The organism is Acinetobacter sp. AOR34_HL (assembly GCF_027854795.1).
Classification (GTDB): Bacteria; Pseudomonadota; Gammaproteobacteria; order Pseudomonadales; family Moraxellaceae; genus Acinetobacter; species Acinetobacter junii.
This window is the reverse complement of record NZ_JAKTID010000031.1, coordinates 37,725-60,208: the sequence shown is the minus strand read 5'-3', so window position 1 is coordinate 60,208 and position 22,484 is coordinate 37,725. Positions and strand designations below refer to the sequence as shown.

Sequence of the window (22,484 nt, the reverse complement as noted above, 5' to 3'; positions counted from 1 at the left end):
ATTATCTCCTAATTAAACCATGATTCACGTGCTTTCATAATTAACTGACCTGCTTTGTCATGACCTAAACCTTCGATATCTGAGATATCGTCAGTCGCTTGGTCAGCCAAATCATCAATCGTAATCACACCACGCGCCGCCAATGCATATGCAATCTCAGTCGTCATACCTTCCATACCGAGAAGTTCTGCACTTGGCTCTTGAATATTTTCTTGCTGTTTTAACGCATCCGTTAATGCAGCTTCTTTCGCACGACTTTGTAACAATTCAACTAAATCAGCCTCAAGCTCGATTTCATCAAATGTTTCAGCTGGAACATAAGCAATTTCTTCTAATGAAGTAAAGCCCATCTCAACCAATGCCATTGCTAAATCTTCATCAATATCAAGACGAGAAACAAACATATCGAGATATTGTTGAGCTTCATTTTGCTGACGAGCACGATACTCTTCTTCTAACATCATGTCGAGTTTATAACCCGTCAATTCAGATGCCAAACGAACATTTTGTCCTTGTGAACCAATCGCACGCGCCAATTGATCATTGGTCGCAAAAATGATGTCTGCACTGCGTGCATCTTCATCTAATACGATACCAGATACATCTGCTGGCTCTAAAGCACTTGCGATATATTGCGCTGGATCATCAGACCACACCACAACATCGATACGCTCACCATTTAACTCTTGTTGTACTGCTTGAATACGTGTACCACGCATACCAATACAAGCACCAACAGGATCAATACGGTGGTCGTTAGTTTTCACTGCAATTTTAGCACGAACGCCTGGTTGACGTGCTGCTGCTTTAATCTCAATGATTTCTTCTGAAATTTCAGGAATTTCTTTTTTCATCAATGCAATCAGCATTTCTGGACGTGAGCGAGACAACAAAAGTTGTGCGCCACGACCTTCACGATTCACGCTATATAAAATTGCATTGATACGTTGTTTAGGACGCAAAATTTCTTTATGGATCGTTTCTTCACGCGCCAAGTAAGCTTCTGCATTGTCGCCTAGATCAATGATAAAGCCATCTTTCGTTTGCTTTTTCACTTCACCGTAAATCAACTCACCGACTTTCGATTCATAAGCATCAGCAACCAATGCACGCTCAGCTTCACGAATCTTTTGTACAATCACTTGTTTTGCGATCTGTGCAGCAATACGACCAAACTCGATTGACTCAACTTCAAGTTCGCGCACATCACCAATCGACCATTTCGATGGATCTACATCTGAAATTGCATCTTGGCAAGCTGGCATTTCATGATCTTCATCCGCAACAACTGTCCACTGACGAAAAGTGCGGTAATCACCTGTTTTACGATCAATCTCAACGCGAAGTTGAGCTTCTTCTGAATGTGTACCTTCGTAAAACTTTTTCTTCGTTGCTGCAACAAGGGCTTGCTCTAACGCTTGGAAGATCGCTTCACGACTAACACCTTTTTCATTACTAACCGTTTCTGCAACGGTAAGAATTTCGCGGCCCATAAGTCACCTACCGATTTCTTATAAAATTAAGTTAATATTAGTCTTGATAGATTAAATTTGCTTTATCAATGTTATTGCTATCAATTTCAAGCACGTGTTTACCTTCCACTTCAACTTGGATCAGTTCATTTTCCAAATCTACAGAAAGTAATTTCGCCTGAAACTTACGACGGTTTTCGACGGCAGCAATCAAGCGTAAAGCCACTTGTTGTCCAATATATGCTGGTAATTGATTTAATTGAAAGAATGGTCGATCCCAACCAGGTGATGATACTTCAAGAGCATATTCACCAGAAATAGGATCATGAACATCAAGCATTGCACCCACTTGTTGTGTAACGAGCACACAATCTTGAACGCCAATACCACGCCCTTGTTCTAATTCACCATCTTCATTAAGAATAGGTTCTGCGTTCTCATCGACAGGTTTATCGATATAAATACGTAATAAAGAACGCTTTCCTTGTGGAAGGAATTCAATCCCCCACAGATCTACACCACACGCAGCTACAGCTGGCGCGATAAGATCATGCAATGCTTGAGATTTATTTGATAATTTCATTTACTCTCGTCGCTCTCATGCGAGCCAATCAATCTTAACCGTATAGTGAAGCACGACTATTTGACCAATTGATGTCGAACACTACACGATAGCTAAACAACCAATAAAAAAGGGCGTAAATCGCCCCTATGTTACACAGAAAAGCATTGCCCACTGTGCAAAAAGGCCCACCTTATTGTGAGCCTCTTTTAAGAAACTTGGTAGCGGGAGCTGGATTTGAACCAACGACCTTCGGGTTATGAGCCCGACGAGCTACCAGACTGCTCCATCCCGCATCAACGTGCAAAAATTATATACAGATATGAAAAAAAGTCAATTCAAGTTTTCATACTTGCTTGATTAAGTTGCACCTTAATCAAATGGTAGCGGGAGCTGGATTTGAACCAACGACCTTCGGGTTATGAGCCCGACGAGCTACCAGACTGCTCCATCCCGCATCAACAAAACACTGCATACACCAAACTTACTGGTTATTAAGTTTGGTGCGGAAGGGGGGACTTGAACCCCCACGCCCGAAAGCACTACCACCTCAAGGTAGCGTGTCTACCAATTCCACCACCACCGCAGCTTTGTGGGACGCATTCTATTCGTTTAAAGCGAAAAAGAAAAGTCCTAAATCAACTTATTCAGTTGTTTTTGGCGCGTTTGATGAAGTTTCAGACGATGAGGCAGGAGCTGTTGTCGTCGTTTGAACTGATTTAAGCGTATATGCATCTGTCGTTTGTTTTTTAGCAAACACAGCCAAGGTCAAACTAGTTACAAAAAATAATGCAGTAAAAATAGCAGTTAAACGGGTCAAGAAGTTACCTGCACCCGAAGCACCAAATACTGTGGCAGCACCGCCACCACCAAAAGATGCGCCAGCTTCAGCACCCTTACCTTGTTGTACAAGAACCAAAGCAATAATCAAAATTGCCAAAATGATATGTACAACGAGTATAAAACTATACATTTCTATTCCTCGTTATTTGCTTTGAGCAAAAGCTTTTGCGATTTGGAAAAAGGATTGCGCATTTAGTGATGCACCACCAACTAGAGCGCCATTAATATCTGGACATGCAGCCAATTCAACAGCATTCTCAGCTTTCACACTTCCACCATACAAAATAGCAATATTTGCTCCAAAAGGTGTGATTTGTTTTAAACCTTCACGAATTTTTGCATGCATCATTTGCGCATCAGCAGGAGAAGCAGTCTTTCCAGTGCCAATCGCCCAAATCGGCTCATAAGCGACCACAATATGCTGCCATTGATCAGGCTTTACAATCGCTGCGATATCACAAATTTGTTGTAATACAACTTGTTCAGCAGCGCCCTGCTCGCGCTGCTCTAAACTTTCACCAACACAATAAATCACAGTCAATCCTGCATTTAAAGCATTGTTGAGTTTAGCCTTGATGATTTCTACATTATCACCGAATAACTCTCGACGCTCAGAATGTCCAATCAGTACAAATTCGATTTGACTATCTTTTAGCAATTCAGCACTGACCTCACCCGTATACGCCCCTGTGCCAGCAATTTTGGAAACGTCCTGAGCGACCGTATAGATTGTTCGATTAAATTCAGCTAAATGTGCTTGTATATTTGTAAGCGCAATCGATACTGGAGAAACACCAATATGACATGCCGCTTGAGAAATAGGTTCCTGTTGTAATAACAGTTTAAATTCTTCTATTAATTTTAAAGCGTCAGCATGCATTGGATTCATTTTCCAATTGCCAACAACCCAAGGGGTAATGGTCGAATTCGACATACTCCGCCAACCTACGAATAAATTCTAAAAAATGCTGCATATTTTACACAGTTTTTTAGAAAATTCAGTTTTTTTATATCGTTTGAATTTAAAGCAGTGACTATGGGATGAAAAAGAGTATTATCAGTTTAACCAAAGTGGATTTGGTTGGCTGAGACATTTATTTATTCAAAACATCATAACTACAAGTTTATGATAAAAATAAATTTGCAAAAGATTCGATCAGTTCAAAGTTTTAAAGCTTAATCAAGTCAAAAACGACACTTTCAATGGTAGTAATTTTACGTAACGAAAGTATAATTTTGATATATAGCTATTATAACCATATTGTCATAAGGCGGACAGATGTCAGGAATACATACGTCTCCAAAATTTTCGGGGTTTATTCGACGCATAGTCGATGATGGTCACATTGCTGCATCAAATATGCAGAGTGCGATTGATGCTGCAAAAAAAGCACAACAAGATATTGTTGCTCACTTAATTGAACATCATCGTCTATCACCTCTGACAATTGCGGAAAGCATATCTTTAGAGTTTGGTGAGCCACTCTTTGATCTTGCTGTATTTGATACAGCTCTATTACCTCGTGAAATAACTGACAGCAAACTGATTCAAAAACATCGTGTTGTTCCACTCATTCAACGTGGTCAGATTTTGTATGTTGCGACCAGCAACCCGACGAATATTGATGCATTAGACGCAATCAGGTTCAATACCAAGTTGAATATCGAAGCTGTGATTGTTGAGCACAATAAACTCGAAAAACTGATTGATCAGCAATTTGGAGATAGCGGCAGTTTCGATTTTGGAGATAGTGAAGACTTTGATTTAGATAATGTAGATGTTGCATCTACTGATACAAATAACTTGACTGAAGATAACGATGATACAAACCACCAAGACGAATCACCTATCGTTAAATATATCAATAAACTGTTGATTGATGCGATTCGAATGGGAGCATCTGACTTACATTTTGAACCTTATGAAAAAATGTATAGAGTGCGTTATCGTGTGGATGGTGTACTCAGACAAATTGCTAACCCACCATTACAGCTCGCAACTCGTTTAGCCTCGCGCTTAAAAGTCATGTCTCAGATGGACATTTCTGAAAAACGTATGCCCCAAGATGGTCGTATCAAACTTAAACTCTCTAAAACTAAAGCAATTGATTTTCGTGTTAACTCACTTCCAACTTTATTTGGAGAAAAACTGGTTCTTCGTATCTTAGATCCTTCAAGCGCAATGTTAGGTATTGAAGCATTAGGCTATGAGGATGAACAAAAAGAACTCTTTATGAGTGCATTAGACAAGCCTCAGGGTATGCTTCTAATTACAGGTCCAACAGGCTCAGGTAAAACTGTATCGTTGTATACGGGTTTAAATATCTTAAATACAGAAGATACCAATATTTCGACCGCAGAAGATCCCGTCGAAATTAACTTAGAAGGTATTAACCAAGTTAACGTCAACCCTAAAACAGGTTTAACTTTCTCAGCAGCATTAAAAGCTTTTTTACGTCAAGATCCTGATGTCATCATGGTCGGTGAGATTCGTGATTTAGAAACAGCTGAAATTGCTATCAAAGCAGCCCAAACAGGTCACATGGTGATGTCGACTTTGCACACCAATAGCGCTCCAGAAACACTCACACGTTTACGTAATATGGGAGTTCAGTCTTTCAATATTGCGACTTCGGTTAATCTAGTAATTGCTCAACGTTTAGCTCGCCGCCTATGTTCTTCATGCAAACAACCTATCGATATTCCTAAACAAAGCCTTCTAGAAATGGGTTTCACCGAACAAGACTTAACCACCCCAGGTTTCCAAATATTTCAACCTGTAGGCTGTGATGCTTGTCGTGAAGGATATAAAGGACGTGTCGGTATTTATGAAGTGATGAAAGTGACACCAGAGATTTCCAAGATTATTATGGAAGATGGGAATGCACTACAAATTGCAGCAGCATCTGAAAAGGCTGGTTTCGATAATTTACGTCGTTCTGGTTTAAAAAAGGTCATGCAAGGGATCACCTCTTTGCAAGAAGTTAACCGAGTAACAAATGAATAAAATCAATAAAAAGGATTAATGGTCATGGTAGCGAAAAAAGCGCAAATGATGCCTACTTTTGCCTACGAAGGGGTCGATCGTAAAGGGGCAAAAATTAAAGGGGAACTTCCAGCACGTAATATGGCTTTAGCAAAAGTCACCTTACGTAAACAAGGTGTGACTATTAAAAATATTCGAGAAAAACGTAAAAATATTCTCGAAGGTTTTATGAAGAAAAAAGTAACGACCTTGGATATCACAGTTTTCACACGCCAATTAGCAACAATGATGAAAGCGGGTGTGCCATTAGTACAAGGCTTTGAAATTGTTGCAGAAGGATTAGAAAACCCATCCATGCGTGAGGTCGTATTAGGTTTAAAAAACGAAGTTGAAGGCGGTAATACTTTTGCTGGTGCTTTAAGAAAATACCCTCAATATTTCGACAATTTATTTTGTTCACTCGTCGAATCTGGTGAACAATCAGGTGCCCTTGAAACGATGCTAGATCGTGTTGCTGTTTATAAAGAAAAAAGTGAATTACTCAAACAAAAAATTAAAAAAGCGATGAAATATCCTGCCACTGTTATCGTTGTAGCTGTAATTGTAACAATCATTCTAATGGTTAAGGTAGTACCCGTTTTCCAAGACCTCTTTACATCCTTTGGAGCTGATCTACCAGCTTTTACCCAAATGGTTGTAAATATGTCTAAATGGATGCAAGAGTATTGGTTTATCCTCATTATTGCTATAGGTATTTTTATCACAGGATTCTTGGAGGCAAAAAAACGTAGTAAAAAGTTTAGAGATACATTGGATAAGCTTGCTCTAAAATTGCCGATTTTTGGAGATCTTGTATATAAAGCAATTATTGCTCGCTATAGCCGCACTTTAGCTACCACTTTTGCTGCAGGCGTACCATTAATTGATGCGCTTACATCCACAGCAGGTGCAACCAATAATGTTGTTTATGAAGAAGCTGTACTTAAAATTAGAGAAGATGTTGCGACTGGACAACAGCTCCAATTCGCGATGCGTGTTTCAAACCTCTTCCCTTCGATGGCAATTCAAATGGTTGCAATTGGTGAAGAGTCTGGCGCTCTTGATTCGATGTTAGATAAAGTCGCAACACACTATGAAAATGAAGTCGACAACGCAGTAGATGGTCTCACTTCAATGATGGAACCTCTTATTATGGCAATTCTTGGTGTATTAGTAGGCGGTCTCGTTATTGCCATGTATCTACCAATCTTCCAGATGGGTTCAGTAGTGTAATGCAATCTTTTTTCTTTTACTTCCTTGAAAATCCAACTGCACTTTACCTTGCAGTTGGATTAATCAGTCTGTGCATTGGCAGTTTTTTAAATGTTGTGATCTTTCGCACTCCAAAAATGATGGAGCAGCAATGGCAGCAAGAATGCCAAATGCTTTTACACCCTGAACAGCCGATCATAGATCAGAGCAAGTTAACATTAAGTCAGCCAGTTTCCACCTGTCCTAAGTGTCAAACGCCAATTAAATGGTTCCAAAATATTCCTCTTATTAGTTGGTTAGCACTCCGTGGTAAATGTGGCACTTGCCAGAATCCAATTAGCATTCGCTACCCGCTGATTGAACTACTTACTATGATCTGTTCATTGATCGTTGTGGCAGTATTCGGTGCAACAATTCAGATGCTGTTCGGCTTAATTCTAACGTGGACACTTATTGCACTCACTTTTATTGATTTTGATACACAATTACTACCTGATCGATTTACGCTACCTTTAGCAGCATTAGGTCTAGGTGTTAATACTTTTGCAATCTATACAACGGCTAGTGCTGCGATCTGGGGCTATTTAATCGGTTTTCTATGTCTTTGGATTGTGTATTTCCTATTTAAAATCATCACCGGCAAAGAAGGCATGGGCTATGGAGATTTTAAACTGCTTGCCGCCCTTGGTGCATGGATGGGTCCGATGATGTTACCCCTCATCGTATTACTCTCTTCTATGGTAGGTGCAATTATTGGTATTATGCTGATGAAAATGCGCGGTGAAAATCAACCTTTTGCATTTGGTCCTTATATTGCAATTGCCGGTTGGATTGCCTTTCTATGGGGTGAGCAAATTATGAAAGTGTATCTTGGGGGTTAATATGACATTTATCTTGGGGATTACGGGTGGTATTGGGAGTGGTAAGTCTGCTGCAACCCAATGGTTTGAGTCCCAAGGTATTGTGGTAATAGATGCAGATATTGTTGCTCGAGAAATCGTAGCACCAAATCAACCTGCTTTAAAAGAAATACACCGTGCTTTTGGAGATTGGGTTCTATTAGAAGATGGAACTTTAAATCGTCGAGCCTTGAGAGAACATATCTTCAGCCATCCTGAAGCACGTATGACATTAGAAAAAATCACACATCCCGCTATTCGCCAATCTATCATTCAACAATTACAACAAGCTGAAAGCCCTTATGTCATTTTAGTCTCACCACTTTTGTTTGAAACTAATCAACATGAACTCGTTCATCATACTTTATTGATCGATGCGAGTGAGCACATTCAACTGGAACGTGCAAGTCAACGAGATGGGCAAAGTGAACAGCAAATTCGTCATATTATTGCAGCACAAATGCCTCGCTCTGAAAAGCAACGTTTGGCAAATGACATTGTGGTAAATGATGGCTTATTGGAACATCTACACCAACAATTAAAACCATTACATTTCAGTTACCTACAACGCGCTGAATATTAATTTTTGTTTTGATGTTCGAGCTGAGCCTCTAAGGTGTCTTTTTGAAACCATCGCCACGGTTGAAGCGCACCAATCGCCATTCCAATCAAACCACTGATAATGGCGAGATTGATTGGTTCATCTAACAAAGGAACAGCGACAACAGCTGCTATAAATGGTGCTAAAGTTACAATACTTCCCGTTTTAAATGCGCCTAACCTTTGAATTGCTGCAACATAAGTCAAAGTCGCAACGATCACCACCAACACACCATGGAAAAGTCCTTGAATCAAGAGGTGAAGAGGTTCTGCATCTTGAAAATGTTTTGGAATAAATAAAATATAAATAGGCAGGTAGATAATCGCAGACCAAATCACTACACCCGCTGTTGAATGCCAAGCAGATAGCTTCCATTGTTTTAGGAGAACGGTAAAAATACCCCACCACACCGCACTAATAAACAACAACAGATCCCCCCAACCCAATACAGCACTTTGATCATGCAGCATTAAATAACTCATAAGTAATAATGCACTCATCATAATTGCAATACTGAACCACGTATGTTTATCAAAAGGCTGTCTAAATAATAAATATGCAGCAATAGCAGTACACAAAGGGATACAACCATTTAAAAAAATAGCAGCATGTGCAGCTGGGGCATGCAAAAAAGCGGTATATACGGTAAAACAATAGCCTAGCCCGCCGATCAGTGCCAAAATCAAAGGGCGTGGATGCCATAAAAAGGCAAAATCTTTTTTATAAATTAAAACAGGCACTAAAATAACAGAAGCAATTGCAAAGCGCATCGCAACCAAATCCCACATACTGACATGCCAATGCGCATTAAGTCGGGAGAAAATAGTAAATCCGCCCCATATACACATCGTGATCAGGACAAAAAGATAACCTTGCGAGCGAACTGTCATTTTTCAATTTTGAATAGAGCGTAACGATGATTATACAGTAGTACGCTGTCGACATGCCTCATAAAGTGCCATACCTGTTGCAACACTTACATTTAAACTCTGCAAATCACCCGCCATTGGGATAAATACAGTTTGATCACATTGCGATTGGGTAATTGGTCGAAGTCCAGTGTCTTCAGCGCCCATTACTATCACAACCGAACCGCTAAAATCACATTGCTGAATAGGCAAAGCTTTCTCATCAAGCATCGTACCAATCACACGAGTATGGGTAGTCTCTTTTAAATGCGCTAAGGTACGAGCAAGATTAGTGACTTGAATAAACTTAACCTTTTCTGCACCACCTGCTGCAACTTTACGTGCTGTTGGCGTCAAACTTGCTGAACGATCTCTAGGTACGATGACTGCTTGAACTCCCATAGCGGCTGCAGTTCTGATGCAAGCACCTAAATTATGTGGATCAGTCACTTGATCAAGTGCCAACAATAACGCATCGGGATGCTGCTGCATTAATTGATCTAAATCTTTTTCATTAAGCGTTGGATGAGGACGTACAGCAGCAACAACCCCTTGGTGGAATGGCATTCCTGCTAGTTTTTCCAGACTGTCACGGCTTGCCTTTTGCACACTAATCCCGAAAGGTTCCGCAAGTGCTAAGATTTTTTGTAAACGCTGATCATCTCGACCTTTAAGCGTAAACAATGTGAGTACTCGCTCAGGCTCCAATTCTAATAATGACTCCACGGAATGAACGCCATAATAATATTCAGGTTTTGCCATGAGCGACCTCTTTTCAGCATTCCCACTTAAAGCAGGATATTTGGGGGGATTTTGAAAATAAAAAATCCTGTAAATGACTTTACAGGTGAGGAGCGAATAGCTCCGCAAGGGAATTTAATAAAAAAATCCTGTAAATGACTTTACAGGATTTTCTTCAGATATAGTGTACTCGATTTATGAAGGAAAAGGTTAACCTTCTAAATGACACACATAATCAAGTACTTCATCTGCTTCAATATGGAATACACTGTTTCCAGGGACATAGAATGACTGCCCCGCACGGAATAATTCACTTTCTGTACTATCTGCAATTTTTACGCGACACTCACCAGAAATAATTTCCATACGCTCTGGGACGTGTGTTTCAAAAGTCAAAGGTTGTTCAGTAGGTAAAATAACGCCTAAAGTTTTTTTTGTACCATCTTCAAATTGTACTGTATGGCTAATACATGCCCCGCCAAAATACACATTCGATTTCTTAATGACCGTTACATGATCAAACTGCACTGAACTCATGCGTACTCTCCAAATTCTGCCGCATTTATATTAGGTTATGCTGGACGTAGTTTAATTGTGCCTTTACAACTAATCAATCCATTTTCTGGCGTAAATACAGCAATTTTCATACCTGAGCGAGGAAAAAACAAAGCGAAGCTTTGTCCGGGCTCAAGACGAGTAGTTATGCTACGAGTGGCGAGAATTAGAAAAATAACTTTTACCCAATCACAAGGCAAACAACCATGTTACCAGTGGACAGAATGATCTTCGTTAATTTTACCAAGCACCAAGTGATTTGCACCGCGATGAATAATGAATATTAAGAAAATCAAACTTCAATATATGAGACCGACTTCAGAAATAAACCATCTGAAGCACTAAAAAAAACAACACCGCTAAAACATTATTAGTTTGAATTATGGATCAGCTTGAAATCATACACTTTCAGCTCTTTGCTTATTGAACAATATGACTTATGCATTTTTCCAAATTCCAATAAATCGTTTTGTAGTGAAAGCAACAAAATAGGTGAATCACGACTTGTCGCCACTATAAAAACTCTCTATCTTTAAGCAAAACAATCTGTGCATTGGATGCGTTTATGCTCACCCATTTAACTTTAATTAATTTTGCACTCGCTGACCACTTAGCTTTAGATATTGAACAAGGCTTTAATGTTCTCACAGGAGAAACAGGCGCAGGAAAATCTTTATTGTTAGATGCCTTATCCGCATGTTTGGGTGAACGCACAGATACAAATTATGTCCGATATGGTGCAGATAAAGCTGACGTTACTGCTATTTTTAGCTACCAAGCTGATAGTGCTGAAGCCAATTGGCTCATAGATCATGAGCTTGATGATGAATCAGGCGAAATCCATTTGCGTCGCGTCATCTTTGCGACTGGTCGTAGTAAAGCTTGGATTAATGGAAGACCTAGTAGCCTTGCTGAACTTAAAGAAATCGGGCGATTATTAGTCCAACTCTACAGCCAGCACAGTCAGCAACAACTTCTAGAACCACCTTATCCAAAACACTGGTTAGATCGTTATCACAATTTTGGTGATCAAGCACAAGCGGTTCGTGAAGCATATAGCATTTGGCAGCAAAATATCCGACAACACCAAGCCGCGCTAGATGCGCAAGCCACTCGCCTGCAAAAGATACAAAGCTTAGAAGCTCAATTGGAAGAGCTTGAGGAAATTGTACAAACAGACTATCGAGAAATTGAACAAGAATTTGATCGCTTGAGCCATCACGAACACATCATGCAAGACTGTGGTTATAGCCTAAATGTATTAGATGAAGCAGAACAAAATATTACTCAAGAAATCTCATCGATTATCCGTCGGTTAGAGTCTCATGCTGGACGCAGCGAACTGCTTTCAACCATTTATAATTCTTTATTAAATGCACAAAGCGAAATCGAAGATGCTACAGCAAGCTTGCGTCAGTTCATAGATCGCCAAAGTTTCGATCCTGAACGCATGGAGCAATTAAATTCTACACTTGAAATTTTCCATCGTCTGGCACGTAAATACAGAACTCAACCAGAGTCCCTCAAACAAGATTTTGAACAATGGCAACAGGAATTAGAACAACTTCATCAACTTGAAGATCCTGAAACTTTGGCTGAACAAGTTGAAATTGCCTATCAATCCTTTATTGAAAAAGCACAGCACTTAGATGATATTCGTCGAACCGCTGCGATTCCACTAGCTAAACAACTGACGGAACAAGTCAAACCTTTGGCTCTTCCTGAAGCTCATTTTGAATTCAAATTCGAACCATTAGAACAAGCATCATCAGAAGGCTTAAGCTTTATTCAACTGCTATTCACTGCAAATAAAGGAATTCCTCCACAACCATTAGCACGAGTTGCCTCAGGTGGTGAGCTTTCTCGTATTGCTTTAGTCATGCAAGTCATGAATGCTGAGAAGACCGAAGCAGAAGTTCTAGTATTTGATGAAATTGATGTCGGAATTAGCGGTGGAACTGCAGAAGTTGTAGGACGATTACTGGCTGATTTAGCACAGCATGTTCAATTACTATGTATTACTCACCAAGCCCAGGTTGCGGCGCAATCCGATCAACATCTACTGGTCAAAAAACAACAAACTGATCCAGCTAGCAGTACCATCATCGAACTTGACGAAGAACAGCGTATTCTAGAGCTTGCTCGTATGTCTGGTGGTGTCGAAATTAGTGAGACAACTTTGCAACATGCAAAGCAGTTGCGACAGCTTAAGTTTCAGCCTGCCTGATTTTTAGGACAAAATATCAGAAAATGATTGGCGAAATCCGATTAACTCTTGTATGTTGATATAAAGAACCTATATAGATAGAAACGTACATTCTTTTGATGGAGAACCGCCTAGGTGACGAAACAATACTTAACTCACCGTTGTCTCATCGCTCCACCAGACATGGCAGATGACTTCTTTGCAAATACTGTCATCTATGTTGCGCGCCATGATGAAGACGGTGCACAAGGCATCATTATCAATCGTCCGTCTGATTTACAAATCAAAGAACTTCTCAATGATTTGGAGATTGATGCGGATAATGTTCACCCTCACGCGGTCTTGCAGGGCGGTCCTTTACGCCCAGAAGCAGGCTTTGTTCTACATACTGGTCAACCGACTTGGCACTCCTCTATTGCGGTAGGAGAAAATGTCTGCATCACCACCAGTAAAGATATCTTAGATGCGATTGCTCACAATGAAGGCGTTGGTCGCTATCAAATTGCTCTAGGCTATGCGAGTTGGGGTAAAAATCAACTTGAAGATGAAATCACTCGTGGTGACTGGTTAATTTGCGATTCAGATATGGATCTTATTTTTAATCTTCCATACGGCGATCGTTGGGATGCGGCTTATAAAAAAATCGGTGTAGATCGTACTTGGTTTGCTTCTGAGATTGGTCATGCCTGATATACAAACTTCTCAGTCGATTATGGCATTTGATTTTGGTACACAAAAAATGGGCATTGCGATTGGTCAATCCGCGATTGAAAGTGCCAATCCACTGCCTTTATTTATAATGAAAGATGGCATTCCTGACTGGAACCAATTACTCAAACTTGTTAAAGAGTGGCAACCGAACTTATTTCTAGTCGGGCTACCTTTGAATATGGATGATAGTGAATCCGAACTCTCAGCACGCGCTCGTAAATTCGCTCGTCGTTTACGTCACCAGACAAATATCCAAACGTGGATGGTGGATGAACGCCTAACAACTCGTGAAGCGAGAGAAGAACTCGAATCTTATCAAAGTAAAGGTCAAGCAAAACGCTTATCAGCAGATAGCTTTGCAGCAGCGTTGTTGATACAAAGCTGGTATCGCGATCCTACAGGCATCACACCTTAATCAGACATCTTAGATATAAATGAATATCTTGGCGGGCGATATCCATATCGCCTTTTGAGCTGAATTAACATTGAAGACGGAATGGAATAACAACGTTGAATTGAGCTTATGAGCTTTCCTAACCAATATCACTCTACAGGTTTCATTTATTAACAACTTCAAAGCTTATTTCTCAATCACTCTCACCGTTGCAGTGCGTCCAGAAACGAATGCCAATGGATTTTGTGGTGGTTCATCTAATACAATTTTCACAGGCACTCGTTGAGCCAATCGTACCCAACTAAAAGTTGGATTTACATTTGCCAATAAGTTTGAACTGCCCGAACGCTCGCGATCTTCAATCCCAGATGCAATACCTTGCACATGACCACGAATACGTTGTTTATCCCCCATCAATTGAACTGTTGCAACATCTCCAACATGAATACGGTCAAGTTTTGTTTCTTCAAAATAACCAACCACATAAAGTTGCTGACGATCTAAAAGAGCTGCTACAGCTTGTCCAACTTTAACGTAATTACCCACACGTAAATCAAAATTTGATAAAGTTCCATCGGCAGGAGCAACAACTTCTGAACGGTGTAAATTCAATTCTGCCAAGTGCAAATTACTTGTCGCCACATCCAGTAACGCATGTTGCTGTTCAATCACAGCATTGGCTTGTTCAATACTTGCTTTTAATTGTTCGCGTTCAGCAAAAGCTTGATCACGTGCAGCAAAAACTTGATCTTGTTCCTGTTTGGAAATTGCACCATCCATAAGACTGGTATATCGAGCTGCATTCTTTTCGGCAAGTTTCATATTGGCTTCGGTCTTTACTAAGCTAGCTTTGGTACCCGCGAGAGTCGCTTGAGCTTGTGCTAGACCTGCTTTAGCTTTTGCAAGATCAGATTTGGCTTGCTCCACATCCAGTGCTTGACGTGCGACATCAATTTTAAACAAGACCTGTCCTTTTTTTACAGTTTGGTTGTCTTGTACCAAAACCTCAGTCACCAAACCATTGACATCTGAAGCCACTTGAATGACATCGCCACGGACACGACCATCTCGCGTCCAAGGTGCCGCATTATAGTAATTCCATAAATGCACAACCGTGTATATCGCCACAATAATGGCAATGAAAAGAACCACGGGTCGTATGACTTTTCGCATATCAAATGCATTCATGTTCTTCACCTTTACTACTCATTTTTAAATCAGAGAAATTTAAACAATCAAAAATTTAGCTCAAATCCAAAGTCGGACGAAAATCTCATGCACACAAAGCATCAAAGCTAAATAGAAGCAGAGATTAAAAATACTGGGTAACCCGATCCATCCCGCCTGAGCGAAACGATCTACAAATGGACTTAATATCTTAAACAGCACATAAGCAATCACGGCTTGCACTAACAACGTTGGAATATAAATTCCATATAGATTGATTTCACCCATGAGCAACCTCAACGTTATTCATATTTAAATTCACCTCTAAATCTGAAGTATGCCCAATACTTTTGAGAATATTATTCAGTGAAATCAATAATCTTTGATGCAAATCATCTTCACTAATTGGCATTGCAAGATGCTTGACCACTTCGATTTGCTGAAGGATTTTCGTTGGAAAAGTTTGAAGTGAAAGTTGCTCTGATTGAGTTTGAAAATATTCGGCAAGCTGCTGTTCTAAAAGAGCAATTTGAATTTGCAAGTCCATATAATGCGGAAGCTTTTGGCGGATTTCCTGCAATCTTACAAGATCAACAATCGATGCACTTTCAATTAAGGCATTTTGGATGGCATATTTCAGTTCAGCATTTTGTACCATCTTGCTATTTAGAACCCCAACTCGATCAAGCATGCTACGTAAATGAATTTTGAAATCAATCCCATAACTCAGTGTTAAAGCTTGACGCATCGCTTGGTAATGCAAACTTAAAATACGTGTTGCGCTTGTATCGGGTGAAACAGCACGAACCAAATCAATCACAATTAATGAGACCAAAACACCTAAAATCATGGCAAAAGAGCTGTCTAAATAAGACACCGCATCCATTGAATATTTATTGTGTAAATTCAGCCCCATCATAGTATTAATGCCTAAAACCATACCTATCGGCATTAGCATTTGATTTGCCATCATGCTTACAGCCACAAGGAAAATTGGAAAAAGTACCAGTGCTAATTGCCAAAAGTGGGTAATGTGGGGAAAAATTCCAAAGGCATAAATAAAAACCAATCCCGCTGAAACGATGCTCCCCCAGATAAATATGCGCAACACAGGTACAGGATTATCCAAAGCAGTCAAAATACACGCTGTGATCGCGCCCATTTGCGCCATCATAAATCCAGCTTTCCAACCTGATAAAATCCACGCTCCTGTCACGATGAAAGTGATGAGAACCGCACTGATTCCACCGCGTACCGCGATACCATGATCACGGTGTAAACTTGGATATTTGGTGGTAATCGTAGTTATCTCAGATGGGATTTCTTTATGACCTTTCTGGATCTGTTGCCAAAGTAACTTCACTGCCAACATATTGGCGATAAAATGACGTACATCCATTTTTAAGGCAGCCAACACAGTCTTTTGTTCAGACGAAGCCATCGCAATCAATTCGCTAAAATCTTGTTCAAACTGTGGTGGTAAATCACGTAAGTTATCGGCAGTTAATTGTTTTTCTTGATTTAAAAACTGTAAGGTCTGTTGTCGTAGTTGGCTTAACCTTGGAGCTAATGTGGTTAATGGCATTTGCTCTAATTGTTTAATCCGTTGAGACATGGCAACTAGATTGGCTACAACAAGCGAGACCTGATGCAGCATTTCTTGTAGAGGTTTGGTCATGCCTTGCAACTCGCCTTTTTCATAAGCGAGATGAACTGCTAGAGCATGGATATCTGATGCATCACGAGTGATCACCCCTAAAATTTGTGTGTAGTTTTGGTTTGTATCTTGGGCTGAAATGAGTTTTTCAAAAATATTTTCCAGATCCTGCAAAGTTTTGATGACACGTTGTTTAATCATGGCACCCACATGAACAGGAAAAAAAGTTGCTGAAACGACAGCGGTTGAAATCACACCCACAGAGATTTCTAAAACTCGTGCCAGAGCAATATCAAAAATATTATAGCTATCAACATAAGTGATGGCGTTATACACAATCATCGCGGTGGAATATCCAGCCAACATAAATACATAGCTACGAGGAGTACGATCCAAGAGCGATATATACAGTGCAAACCCGACCCACAATGCCAAGATGATCGTAAACAACCACGGCGTATTGATAAAATGTGGTGTCAAAAGCAACGCAATAATTGCTCCTGCAGCCGTACCAACCAAGCGATAAATACATTTGGAAGAAACCATTCCAGAGTAAGGACTGGCAATAATTAATACCGTCCCTATCGACCACATTGGGTTAATCAAATCAAGCTCAAATGAAATAAACAGTGCCAACATCCCTGCGACAAAGGTTTTGCACGCAAAAATAATATCAAGTCGACTCGGCCTAAAAGCCAACAACTGTTTAAATAACATGAACTTTTCTCAATACTAACCGCGTTAGGAAACGCAAATTCACATCACAACTCAGCTGCATTTAGCTTCTTGATAGAGACTAAAAGAGCGTTCAATTGACCGTGAAATAGAATGAACTGATCGGAATGGCAAACATTTCAGGGATAAATTTAAAACAAATTATCCAATGAAGAAATTGTGCTTATAATTTTTTCAAAACAAAGTTATTTAGTCAACATAAATTATCACTATTTGATAATTATTTAATTAAATATAGAATATGTCATTCAAAAAATATCATTTTTCTCATCAGAGAACTTATTCATACGTTTTAGAATCAACTACGCTAAAAGTGCATACCCGCTGAATGACTTTTCTGTTATAAAGCAAATAAAAGCCACAGCTTTAGACTATTTTTTAAGGAGTAAACAGCTCATCATGGCAATTTCGAGTTTTGGTAAAATTCTCACTGTACTGGACTTATTTTCAGTTTCTCGCCCGATTATCAACGTTGATATCATTTGTGATGAGCTCAATCTCTCAAAACCCACTGCATATCGCTATTTAAAGGAACTGGTATCAACTGATATCTTGAAACGTATTAGTGGAACATCTGGTGACTACACTTTAGGCTCTAAAATAGCGGTTTTAGACTATATATCGCATAGTACAGATCCTTTAGTACAAATCAGTATTCCGTTCATGCGAGACATCGTAGATCGTACAGAACTTTGCTGCTTACTCACCTATTTGAATCATGATTACTGTATTGATTTACATCATGAAACCTTCAAAGCTTCCGAGCTGCTTTCATACGGGCGTGGCTGTCCTCGACCTGTATATGTGGGGGCATCACCTAAAATTGTGATTGCTCATTTAACCAAACAAAGAATTCAGTCTTACTATGAGCAATTCTCAAATGAGCTTGCCAATGTTGGCTTTGCCCATGATCTAGATGAATTCGCTCAACAGATGAAAAAAATCAAAAAGCAGGGATTTTATTTATCTCAAGGTGAAATTGATCCACAAGTTTGCGGTCTGTCTGTACCGATACGTTTTTCCACAAAGGAAGCACCGATCGCCTTGACCTTAGTTGCATCAAAAAATCGTTTTGATTTTCTGAATATTCAGAAGCTTATCGAAATCTTACAGAGCAATGCAGCTCAGATCGAACATAAATTTGCAACACTGACTGAAAACCAAGCAAATCAAAACTGAGAATAATAAAAATCTTTACACTTTCATGCGTTGTAAATATCAGCATATTCTCATATTATGATTATGTTCTTCAGCATACTCTCCCAAAAAGAGCATGACTTTCCTCAGAGAACTAAGCTCATATTCGTTATGGGCTTTTTTCTTGAGCTGTATATGAGGCAATAAAAAAGCCCTCTAATTAGAGAGCTTCTTAGATTTGATGCTATTAGATTGATGAGCAATTAAGGCTGTTTTAAATAAGGCCATGCAGCTCGTAGATATATAATCATCGACCACAAGGTTAATATCACCGCAGCATACAATAAAGCATACGCCCAGATTTCTAATGGCTTCCAGTTCAACAAAAATACGCTAATCGCAATCATTTGAAAGGCAGTTTTATATTTACCTACGGTTGAAACCGCAACATTGGTTCTTGCACCCAATTCTGCCATCCATTCACGCAATGCTGAAACTGTAATTTCACGAGAAATAATCACAATCGCAGCAAATGCCATGGAAATTGTAGGTTGCCATTGAACCAAAACAATCAAAGCAGCAGCGACCATCAATTTATCAGCGACAGGATCGAGAAAGCGTCCAAAAGCCGATGTTTGATTTAATGTCCTTGCGAGGTAGCCATCAAACCAATCTGTTACAGCTGCAAGGACAAAAATTGCGGTCAAAATCAAATGTCGCATCATCCCACCATGATGCTCAGCAATTCCAATCGCTGGTGGCCAATAGGCAATCACCAAAAAAACAGGAATAAAGGCAATACGTGCCAATGTTAGAATATTAGGAATGTTCAGGATTCGCCCTGTGCTCATAAACACCGCCATGTTGGTCGCATCAAATATGCATATTGCACAAAGGTTGTGCCGAGATTGTATCCATCTGTAAGCAACTTTATACGAAATACGAGGAAGTGTCGACTAGGCAAAAACGGCAACCGTCTGCCTAAGGATCGCAATTAATCGATTTTCACTATCCCAAAGATAAGCATATTCTGTTGAATAACCGTGTTCTGCAAACTCAGTAACGACTTTATATTTAAACCAGTCATGCAGTTGATTTTCAATCGGGTGTATATATGTAATGTGCCAACTTAAAGAGCTCGCTGGTGCTGGTGTTTTAAACATTGGCAAAACACCTGGCGGCCACACATCCATTAAAGAAAATAAATCACCCAAATATAAATCACGATTTGAGTGTAATTGAGGAGAAAAACGACACCATCCACCAAAATCAGGTGTTTTACTTCCTGCCATTGGATAATGTCCTTCAGCCCAACACAGCTCGAACTGTTGTAAGCATTCAGGCATCAAACCTTCAAGATAAACCATTTTTTCCAGTTGATCTGCTGTTACGTAGTCAGGAACTGTTGGTTGGTTATTCACCACAATTCTCGATTCTCGCCCCAGACCGAAGCTTGCGACTAAAACACTTTGCACTGCATCATCTTGCCAAAGACGAATTTCAAGTGTCGTCACTGATTTCCCTTGTCTCAATACTTCAGCCGTTAATTTGGCTGCACCTTGCTGTACAGGCCCAACAAAACTGACACTACAACTTAAAAGCTGTTTTTCTGAATCATTGACCGTAAGGATTGCTTTTTGAATCAGCAGACCTGCGATAAGACCACCAAATACCGTACGCCCTTGCAACCATCCTGATGGAATATCAATCCATTCTTGTTGTTCTAGCTGTTGATACAATCCATGCAGTGACATTATTATTCCTTAAGGAGCAAATTCACTTTATCTTTCAACGTTTCTTAAGTTTTGTGAATGATCATTTATCCTCAACTCTATGGAAGATTCGGTCAATCCGCCCTTTTATTCATGAAGAATTTTATAAATCGTCCTTGCCATCACTTCTCCCAAACCAGGAACAAGCATTAATTCTTTTTCTGAAGCTTTTAGCACGCCTTGTATACCACCAAAATGAGTCAATAAATCGCGTCGACGTTTAGGTCCTAAACCTGGGATTGCTTCCAATACAGAACTACTACGTCGTTTATCTCGCTTGGCTCTATGTTTGGTGATGGCAAAACGATGTGCTTCATCTCGAACTTGCTGAATCAAGTGCAAAGCTTTGTGGTCTTCAGGCAATTGGATCTTTGTACCATCAGTAAAATGTAAGGTTTCTAAACCTGGTTTTCGCCCTTCACCTTTAGAGACCCCAATCATAAATGCATCTAGACCAAGCTCTTGCATGACATCCATAGCCATATGCAACTGCCCTTTACCACCATCAATCAGTAAAAGGTCAGGTAACATATTCTTTTTATAACGACGAATCAGCGCTTGACGCATCGCTGCATAGTCATCGCCTCCTGTAATGTCCTGAATGGCGAACTGACGATAATCTCTTTTCCGCGCTCCACCTTGATCGAACACCACACAGGAAGCGATTGGTGCTTCCCCCATCGTATGACTAATATCAAAACATTCAATCCGATCAATCGGACGTCCCGAAACTTGTTCAAGTTGATGAAAACGCTCATTCAACTCTAAATGATTACTCAACTTCCCTTTAATTGCATGCTGCACGTTCATTTGTGCAAGCTCTTGCCACTCAGCCCGTGTTTCTCGAACTTTGTGCTTGATCTGAACTTTCTTCTCAAAGGTTTGTTGTAACGCTTCTTCGAGTTGAACTCGATCAGGAAGTTCTACATTCACAATCAACTCAGAAGGGATTTCATCTGCCACTTGGAAGTAGAAGTTAGCAATAAAATCACTGAGCATTTGTCCAAGATCATCACCCAACATATCTGGAAAATAGCTTTTTCCTCCCAGCATACGACCATTACGCACATACATGATTTGTACGCAGGTGACACCCGCTTGATAGGCAATGGCTAAAATATCAGCCTCACCTTTTATTTTAAATACCGCTTGTTGTGCTTGAACTTCACGTAATAAAGACAACCGATCTCGATAAAATACCGCTTTTTCGAACTCAAGAGCTTCTGCCGCTTGCTCCATTTTGCCGATCAGTTCCTGATTCAACTCTTTAGTATCACCTTGTAAGAAGCGAATTGAATTATCAACATCTTCTTTATAGTCTTCGGGGCTAATTAACCCCACACACGGTGCTGTACACCGTTTGATTTGATATTGTAGACAAGGGCGTTTGCGTTGAGAAAAATAGCTATTTTCACACTGTCTTACATTAAATAGTTTTTGTAAGGTTAAAAGAGTATCTCGCGCGCTGTACGCACTTGGATAAGGACCAAAAAATTTACCGATTTGATGCTTACCTTTACCTCGCCCACTGGCAATACGAGGATAAGGTTTATCTGCGGAAACAAAGATATAGACATAAGACTTATCGTCCCGCAGCATGATGTTATATGGAGGACGATGTAATTTAATAAGATTTTGTTCTAATAGTAGCGCTTCAGTTTCAGAACGAACAATCAATGTCTCGATATCATAAATACGTGCAACCAGAGCTTGTGTTTTGGGATGCTCAATCGTTTTTACAAAATAGCTGGAGACACGATTTTTTAGATTCTTCGCTTTACCGACATATAGCAACTCCCCATCTTTGCCTAGCATTTTGTACACACCAGGCAATTGGGTCATATGAGTCAGTATTTTTTCAATGTGTTCACGCGCGTTTGGATTCAC

At 39.9% G+C, this 22,484-nt stretch carries 21 protein-coding genes and 3 tRNA genes; 8 read left to right on the top strand and 16 right to left on the bottom strand.

The features are described from left to right. Positions 1-8: 8 nt before the first annotated feature. The 7 genes from nusA to tpiA all read right to left on the bottom strand — a co-directional run bounded on the left by nusA (position 9) and on the right by tpiA (position 3,811). Positions 9-1,493 carry a transcription termination factor NusA gene (nusA, locus tag MKL32_RS04645; protein WP_004916840.1) on the bottom strand — a complete coding sequence of 495 codons (1,485 nt, stop codon included), beginning with the start codon at positions 1,491-1,493 and terminating at the stop codon, positions 9-11. Positions 1,494-1,530: 37 nt separating this feature from the next. Next, positions 1,531-2,055, bottom strand: a complete 525-nt coding sequence (gene rimP, locus MKL32_RS04640) for a ribosome maturation factor RimP (protein WP_004916844.1) — start codon at positions 2,053-2,055, stop codon at positions 1,531-1,533. A 198-nt stretch (positions 2,056-2,253) separates the two neighbouring features. Further along, positions 2,254-2,330 (bottom strand) — tRNA-Met (locus MKL32_RS04635). 85 nt (positions 2,331-2,415) lie between these two features. After that, positions 2,416-2,492, bottom strand: a tRNA-Met gene (locus MKL32_RS04630). A 43-nt stretch (positions 2,493-2,535) separates the two neighbouring features. Then, positions 2,536-2,620: transfer RNA gene (locus tag MKL32_RS04625), tRNA-Leu, on the bottom strand. 57 nt (positions 2,621-2,677) lie between these two features. Further along, positions 2,678-3,007: a preprotein translocase subunit SecG gene (gene secG / locus MKL32_RS04620; protein ID WP_004916847.1), complete on the bottom strand. Its 330-nt coding sequence runs from the start codon at positions 3,005-3,007 to the stop codon at positions 2,678-2,680. 12 nt (positions 3,008-3,019) lie between these two features. After that, positions 3,020-3,811 (bottom strand): triose-phosphate isomerase, encoded by a 792-nt coding sequence (tpiA, locus tag MKL32_RS04615; protein ID WP_004958617.1) that lies wholly within the window; start codon positions 3,809-3,811, stop codon positions 3,020-3,022. Positions 3,812-4,156: 345 nt separating this feature from the next. Between tpiA and pilB the strand changes: the two genes are divergently transcribed. From pilB to coaE, 4 genes are read left to right on the top strand one after another with little or no spacing between them, the layout of a single operon-like run. Next, positions 4,157-5,884, top strand: coding sequence for a type IV-A pilus assembly ATPase PilB (pilB, locus tag MKL32_RS04610; protein WP_126131693.1), 1,728 nt, complete (start codon positions 4,157-4,159; stop codon positions 5,882-5,884). Between the two features lie 24 nt (positions 5,885-5,908). Further along, positions 5,909-7,135, top strand: coding sequence for a type II secretion system F family protein (locus tag MKL32_RS04605; protein ID WP_087539738.1), 1,227 nt, complete (start codon positions 5,909-5,911; stop codon positions 7,133-7,135). Beyond that, on the top strand, positions 7,135-7,995 hold the full coding sequence (locus MKL32_RS04600) for a prepilin peptidase (RefSeq protein WP_126131694.1): 861 nt from the start codon (positions 7,135-7,137) through the stop codon (positions 7,993-7,995). Before MKL32_RS04605 ends, MKL32_RS04600 begins: the two co-directional genes overlap by 1 nt. 1 nt (position 7,996) lies before the next feature. Further along, entirely contained in the window at positions 7,997-8,596 is a 600-nt protein-coding gene (gene coaE, locus MKL32_RS04595; protein WP_126131695.1) for a dephospho-CoA kinase, read from the top strand. Here coaE and MKL32_RS04590 read toward each other — a convergent pair. From MKL32_RS04590 to ppnP, 3 genes are all read right to left on the bottom strand, one after another. Continuing rightward, positions 8,593-9,504 carry a DMT family transporter gene (locus MKL32_RS04590; RefSeq protein WP_126131696.1) on the bottom strand — a complete coding sequence of 304 codons (912 nt, stop codon included), beginning with the start codon at positions 9,502-9,504 and terminating at the stop codon, positions 8,593-8,595. The two genes, coaE and MKL32_RS04590, sit on opposite strands and share 4 nt — an antisense overlap. Before the next feature lie 30 nt (positions 9,505-9,534). Beyond that, positions 9,535-10,284, bottom strand: a complete 750-nt coding sequence (gene rlmB / locus MKL32_RS04585) for a 23S rRNA (guanosine(2251)-2'-O)-methyltransferase RlmB (RefSeq protein ID WP_004916859.1) — start codon at positions 10,282-10,284, stop codon at positions 9,535-9,537. A 189-nt stretch (positions 10,285-10,473) separates the two neighbouring features. After that, positions 10,474-10,800 carry a pyrimidine/purine nucleoside phosphorylase gene (gene ppnP, locus MKL32_RS04580; RefSeq protein WP_004958605.1) on the bottom strand — a complete coding sequence of 109 codons (327 nt, stop codon included), beginning with the start codon at positions 10,798-10,800 and terminating at the stop codon, positions 10,474-10,476. Positions 10,801-11,383: 583 nt separating this feature from the next. Here ppnP and recN point away from each other — a divergent pair. The 3 genes from recN (at position 11,384) to ruvX (ending at position 14,150) form a co-directional block, all read left to right on the top strand. Next, positions 11,384-13,045: a DNA repair protein RecN gene (recN, locus tag MKL32_RS04575; RefSeq protein ID WP_099949296.1), complete on the top strand. Its 1,662-nt coding sequence runs from the start codon at positions 11,384-11,386 to the stop codon at positions 13,043-13,045. Between the two features lie 114 nt (positions 13,046-13,159). Then, positions 13,160-13,714 (top strand): YqgE/AlgH family protein, encoded by a 555-nt coding sequence (locus tag MKL32_RS04570; protein WP_004916866.1) that lies wholly within the window; start codon positions 13,160-13,162, stop codon positions 13,712-13,714. After that, positions 13,707-14,150: a Holliday junction resolvase RuvX gene (gene ruvX, locus MKL32_RS04565; protein WP_004916868.1), complete on the top strand. Its 444-nt coding sequence runs from the start codon at positions 13,707-13,709 to the stop codon at positions 14,148-14,150. Before MKL32_RS04570 ends, ruvX begins: the two co-directional genes overlap by 8 nt. A gap of 165 nt (positions 14,151-14,315) precedes the next feature. Here ruvX and MKL32_RS04560 read toward each other — a convergent pair whose 3' ends face one another. From MKL32_RS04560 to MKL32_RS04550, 3 genes are read right to left on the bottom strand one after another with little or no spacing between them, the layout of a single operon-like run. Next, positions 14,316-15,317: an HlyD family secretion protein gene (locus tag MKL32_RS04560; protein WP_126131697.1), complete on the bottom strand. Its 1,002-nt coding sequence runs from the start codon at positions 15,315-15,317 to the stop codon at positions 14,316-14,318. 60 nt (positions 15,318-15,377) lie between these two features. Then, positions 15,378-15,584 carry a DUF1656 domain-containing protein gene (locus MKL32_RS04555; protein ID WP_112987180.1) on the bottom strand — a complete coding sequence of 69 codons (207 nt, stop codon included), beginning with the start codon at positions 15,582-15,584 and terminating at the stop codon, positions 15,378-15,380. After that, positions 15,577-17,670 carry an FUSC family protein gene (locus MKL32_RS04550; protein ID WP_126131698.1) on the bottom strand — a complete coding sequence of 698 codons (2,094 nt, stop codon included), beginning with the start codon at positions 17,668-17,670 and terminating at the stop codon, positions 15,577-15,579. Before MKL32_RS04550 ends, MKL32_RS04555 begins: the two co-directional genes overlap by 8 nt. A gap of 417 nt (positions 17,671-18,087) precedes the next feature. Between MKL32_RS04550 and MKL32_RS04545 the strand changes: the two genes are divergently transcribed. Further along, positions 18,088-18,867: an IclR family transcriptional regulator gene (locus MKL32_RS04545; RefSeq protein ID WP_126131699.1), complete on the top strand. Its 780-nt coding sequence runs from the start codon at positions 18,088-18,090 to the stop codon at positions 18,865-18,867. Positions 18,868-19,088: 221 nt separating this feature from the next. Here MKL32_RS04545 and pgsA read toward each other — a convergent pair whose 3' ends face one another. The 3 genes from pgsA to uvrC all read right to left on the bottom strand — a co-directional run bounded on the left by pgsA (position 19,089) and on the right by uvrC (position 22,484). After that, positions 19,089-19,676 (bottom strand): CDP-diacylglycerol--glycerol-3-phosphate 3-phosphatidyltransferase, encoded by a 588-nt coding sequence (gene pgsA / locus MKL32_RS04540; protein ID WP_004916874.1) that lies wholly within the window; start codon positions 19,674-19,676, stop codon positions 19,089-19,091. Between the two features lie 105 nt (positions 19,677-19,781). Continuing rightward, complete coding sequence (locus MKL32_RS04535; protein WP_270900263.1) at positions 19,782-20,579, bottom strand: thioesterase family protein; 798 nt, start codon at positions 20,577-20,579, stop codon at positions 19,782-19,784. Positions 20,580-20,684: 105 nt separating this feature from the next. Beyond that, positions 20,685-22,484, bottom strand: a complete 1,800-nt coding sequence (uvrC, locus tag MKL32_RS04530; protein WP_212387947.1) for an excinuclease ABC subunit UvrC — start codon at positions 22,482-22,484, stop codon at positions 20,685-20,687.

Excerpts from the sequence above, each read along its gene's own strand:
- nusA (WP_004916840.1), bottom strand. The coding sequence starts at position 1,493 with ATGGGCCGCGAAATTCTTACCGTTGCAGAAACGGTTAGTAATGAAAAA.
- rimP (WP_004916844.1), bottom strand. The coding sequence starts at position 2,055 with ATGAAATTATCAAATAAATCTCAAGCATTGCATGATCTTATCGCGCCA.
- secG (WP_004916847.1), bottom strand. The coding sequence starts at position 3,007 with ATGTATAGTTTTATACTCGTTGTACATATCATTTTGGCAATTTTGATT.
- tpiA (WP_004958617.1), bottom strand. The coding sequence starts at position 3,811 with ATGTCGAATTCGACCATTACCCCTTGGGTTGTTGGCAATTGGAAAATG.
- pilB (WP_126131693.1), top strand. The coding sequence starts at position 4,157 with ATGTCAGGAATACATACGTCTCCAAAATTTTCGGGGTTTATTCGACGC.
- MKL32_RS04605 (WP_087539738.1), top strand. The coding sequence starts at position 5,909 with ATGGTAGCGAAAAAAGCGCAAATGATGCCTACTTTTGCCTACGAAGGG.
- MKL32_RS04600 (WP_126131694.1), top strand. The coding sequence starts at position 7,135 with ATGCAATCTTTTTTCTTTTACTTCCTTGAAAATCCAACTGCACTTTAC.
- coaE (WP_126131695.1), top strand. The coding sequence starts at position 7,997 with ATGACATTTATCTTGGGGATTACGGGTGGTATTGGGAGTGGTAAGTCT.
- MKL32_RS04590 (WP_126131696.1), bottom strand. The coding sequence starts at position 9,504 with ATGACAGTTCGCTCGCAAGGTTATCTTTTTGTCCTGATCACGATGTGT.
- rlmB (WP_004916859.1), bottom strand. The coding sequence starts at position 10,284 with ATGGCAAAACCTGAATATTATTATGGCGTTCATTCCGTGGAGTCATTA.
- ppnP (WP_004958605.1), bottom strand. The coding sequence starts at position 10,800 with ATGAGTTCAGTGCAGTTTGATCATGTAACGGTCATTAAGAAATCGAAT.
- recN (WP_099949296.1), top strand. The coding sequence starts at position 11,384 with ATGCTCACCCATTTAACTTTAATTAATTTTGCACTCGCTGACCACTTA.
- ruvX (WP_004916868.1), top strand. The coding sequence starts at position 13,707 with ATGCCTGATATACAAACTTCTCAGTCGATTATGGCATTTGATTTTGGT.
- MKL32_RS04560 (WP_126131697.1), bottom strand. The coding sequence starts at position 15,317 with ATGAATGCATTTGATATGCGAAAAGTCATACGACCCGTGGTTCTTTTC.
- MKL32_RS04555 (WP_112987180.1), bottom strand. The coding sequence starts at position 15,584 with ATGGGTGAAATCAATCTATATGGAATTTATATTCCAACGTTGTTAGTG.
- MKL32_RS04550 (WP_126131698.1), bottom strand. The coding sequence starts at position 17,670 with ATGTTATTTAAACAGTTGTTGGCTTTTAGGCCGAGTCGACTTGATATT.
- MKL32_RS04545 (WP_126131699.1), top strand. The coding sequence starts at position 18,088 with ATGGCAATTTCGAGTTTTGGTAAAATTCTCACTGTACTGGACTTATTT.
- pgsA (WP_004916874.1), bottom strand. The coding sequence starts at position 19,676 with ATGAGCACAGGGCGAATCCTGAACATTCCTAATATTCTAACATTGGCA.
- MKL32_RS04535 (WP_270900263.1), bottom strand. The coding sequence starts at position 20,579 with ATGTCACTGCATGGATTGTATCAACAGCTAGAACAACAAGAATGGATT.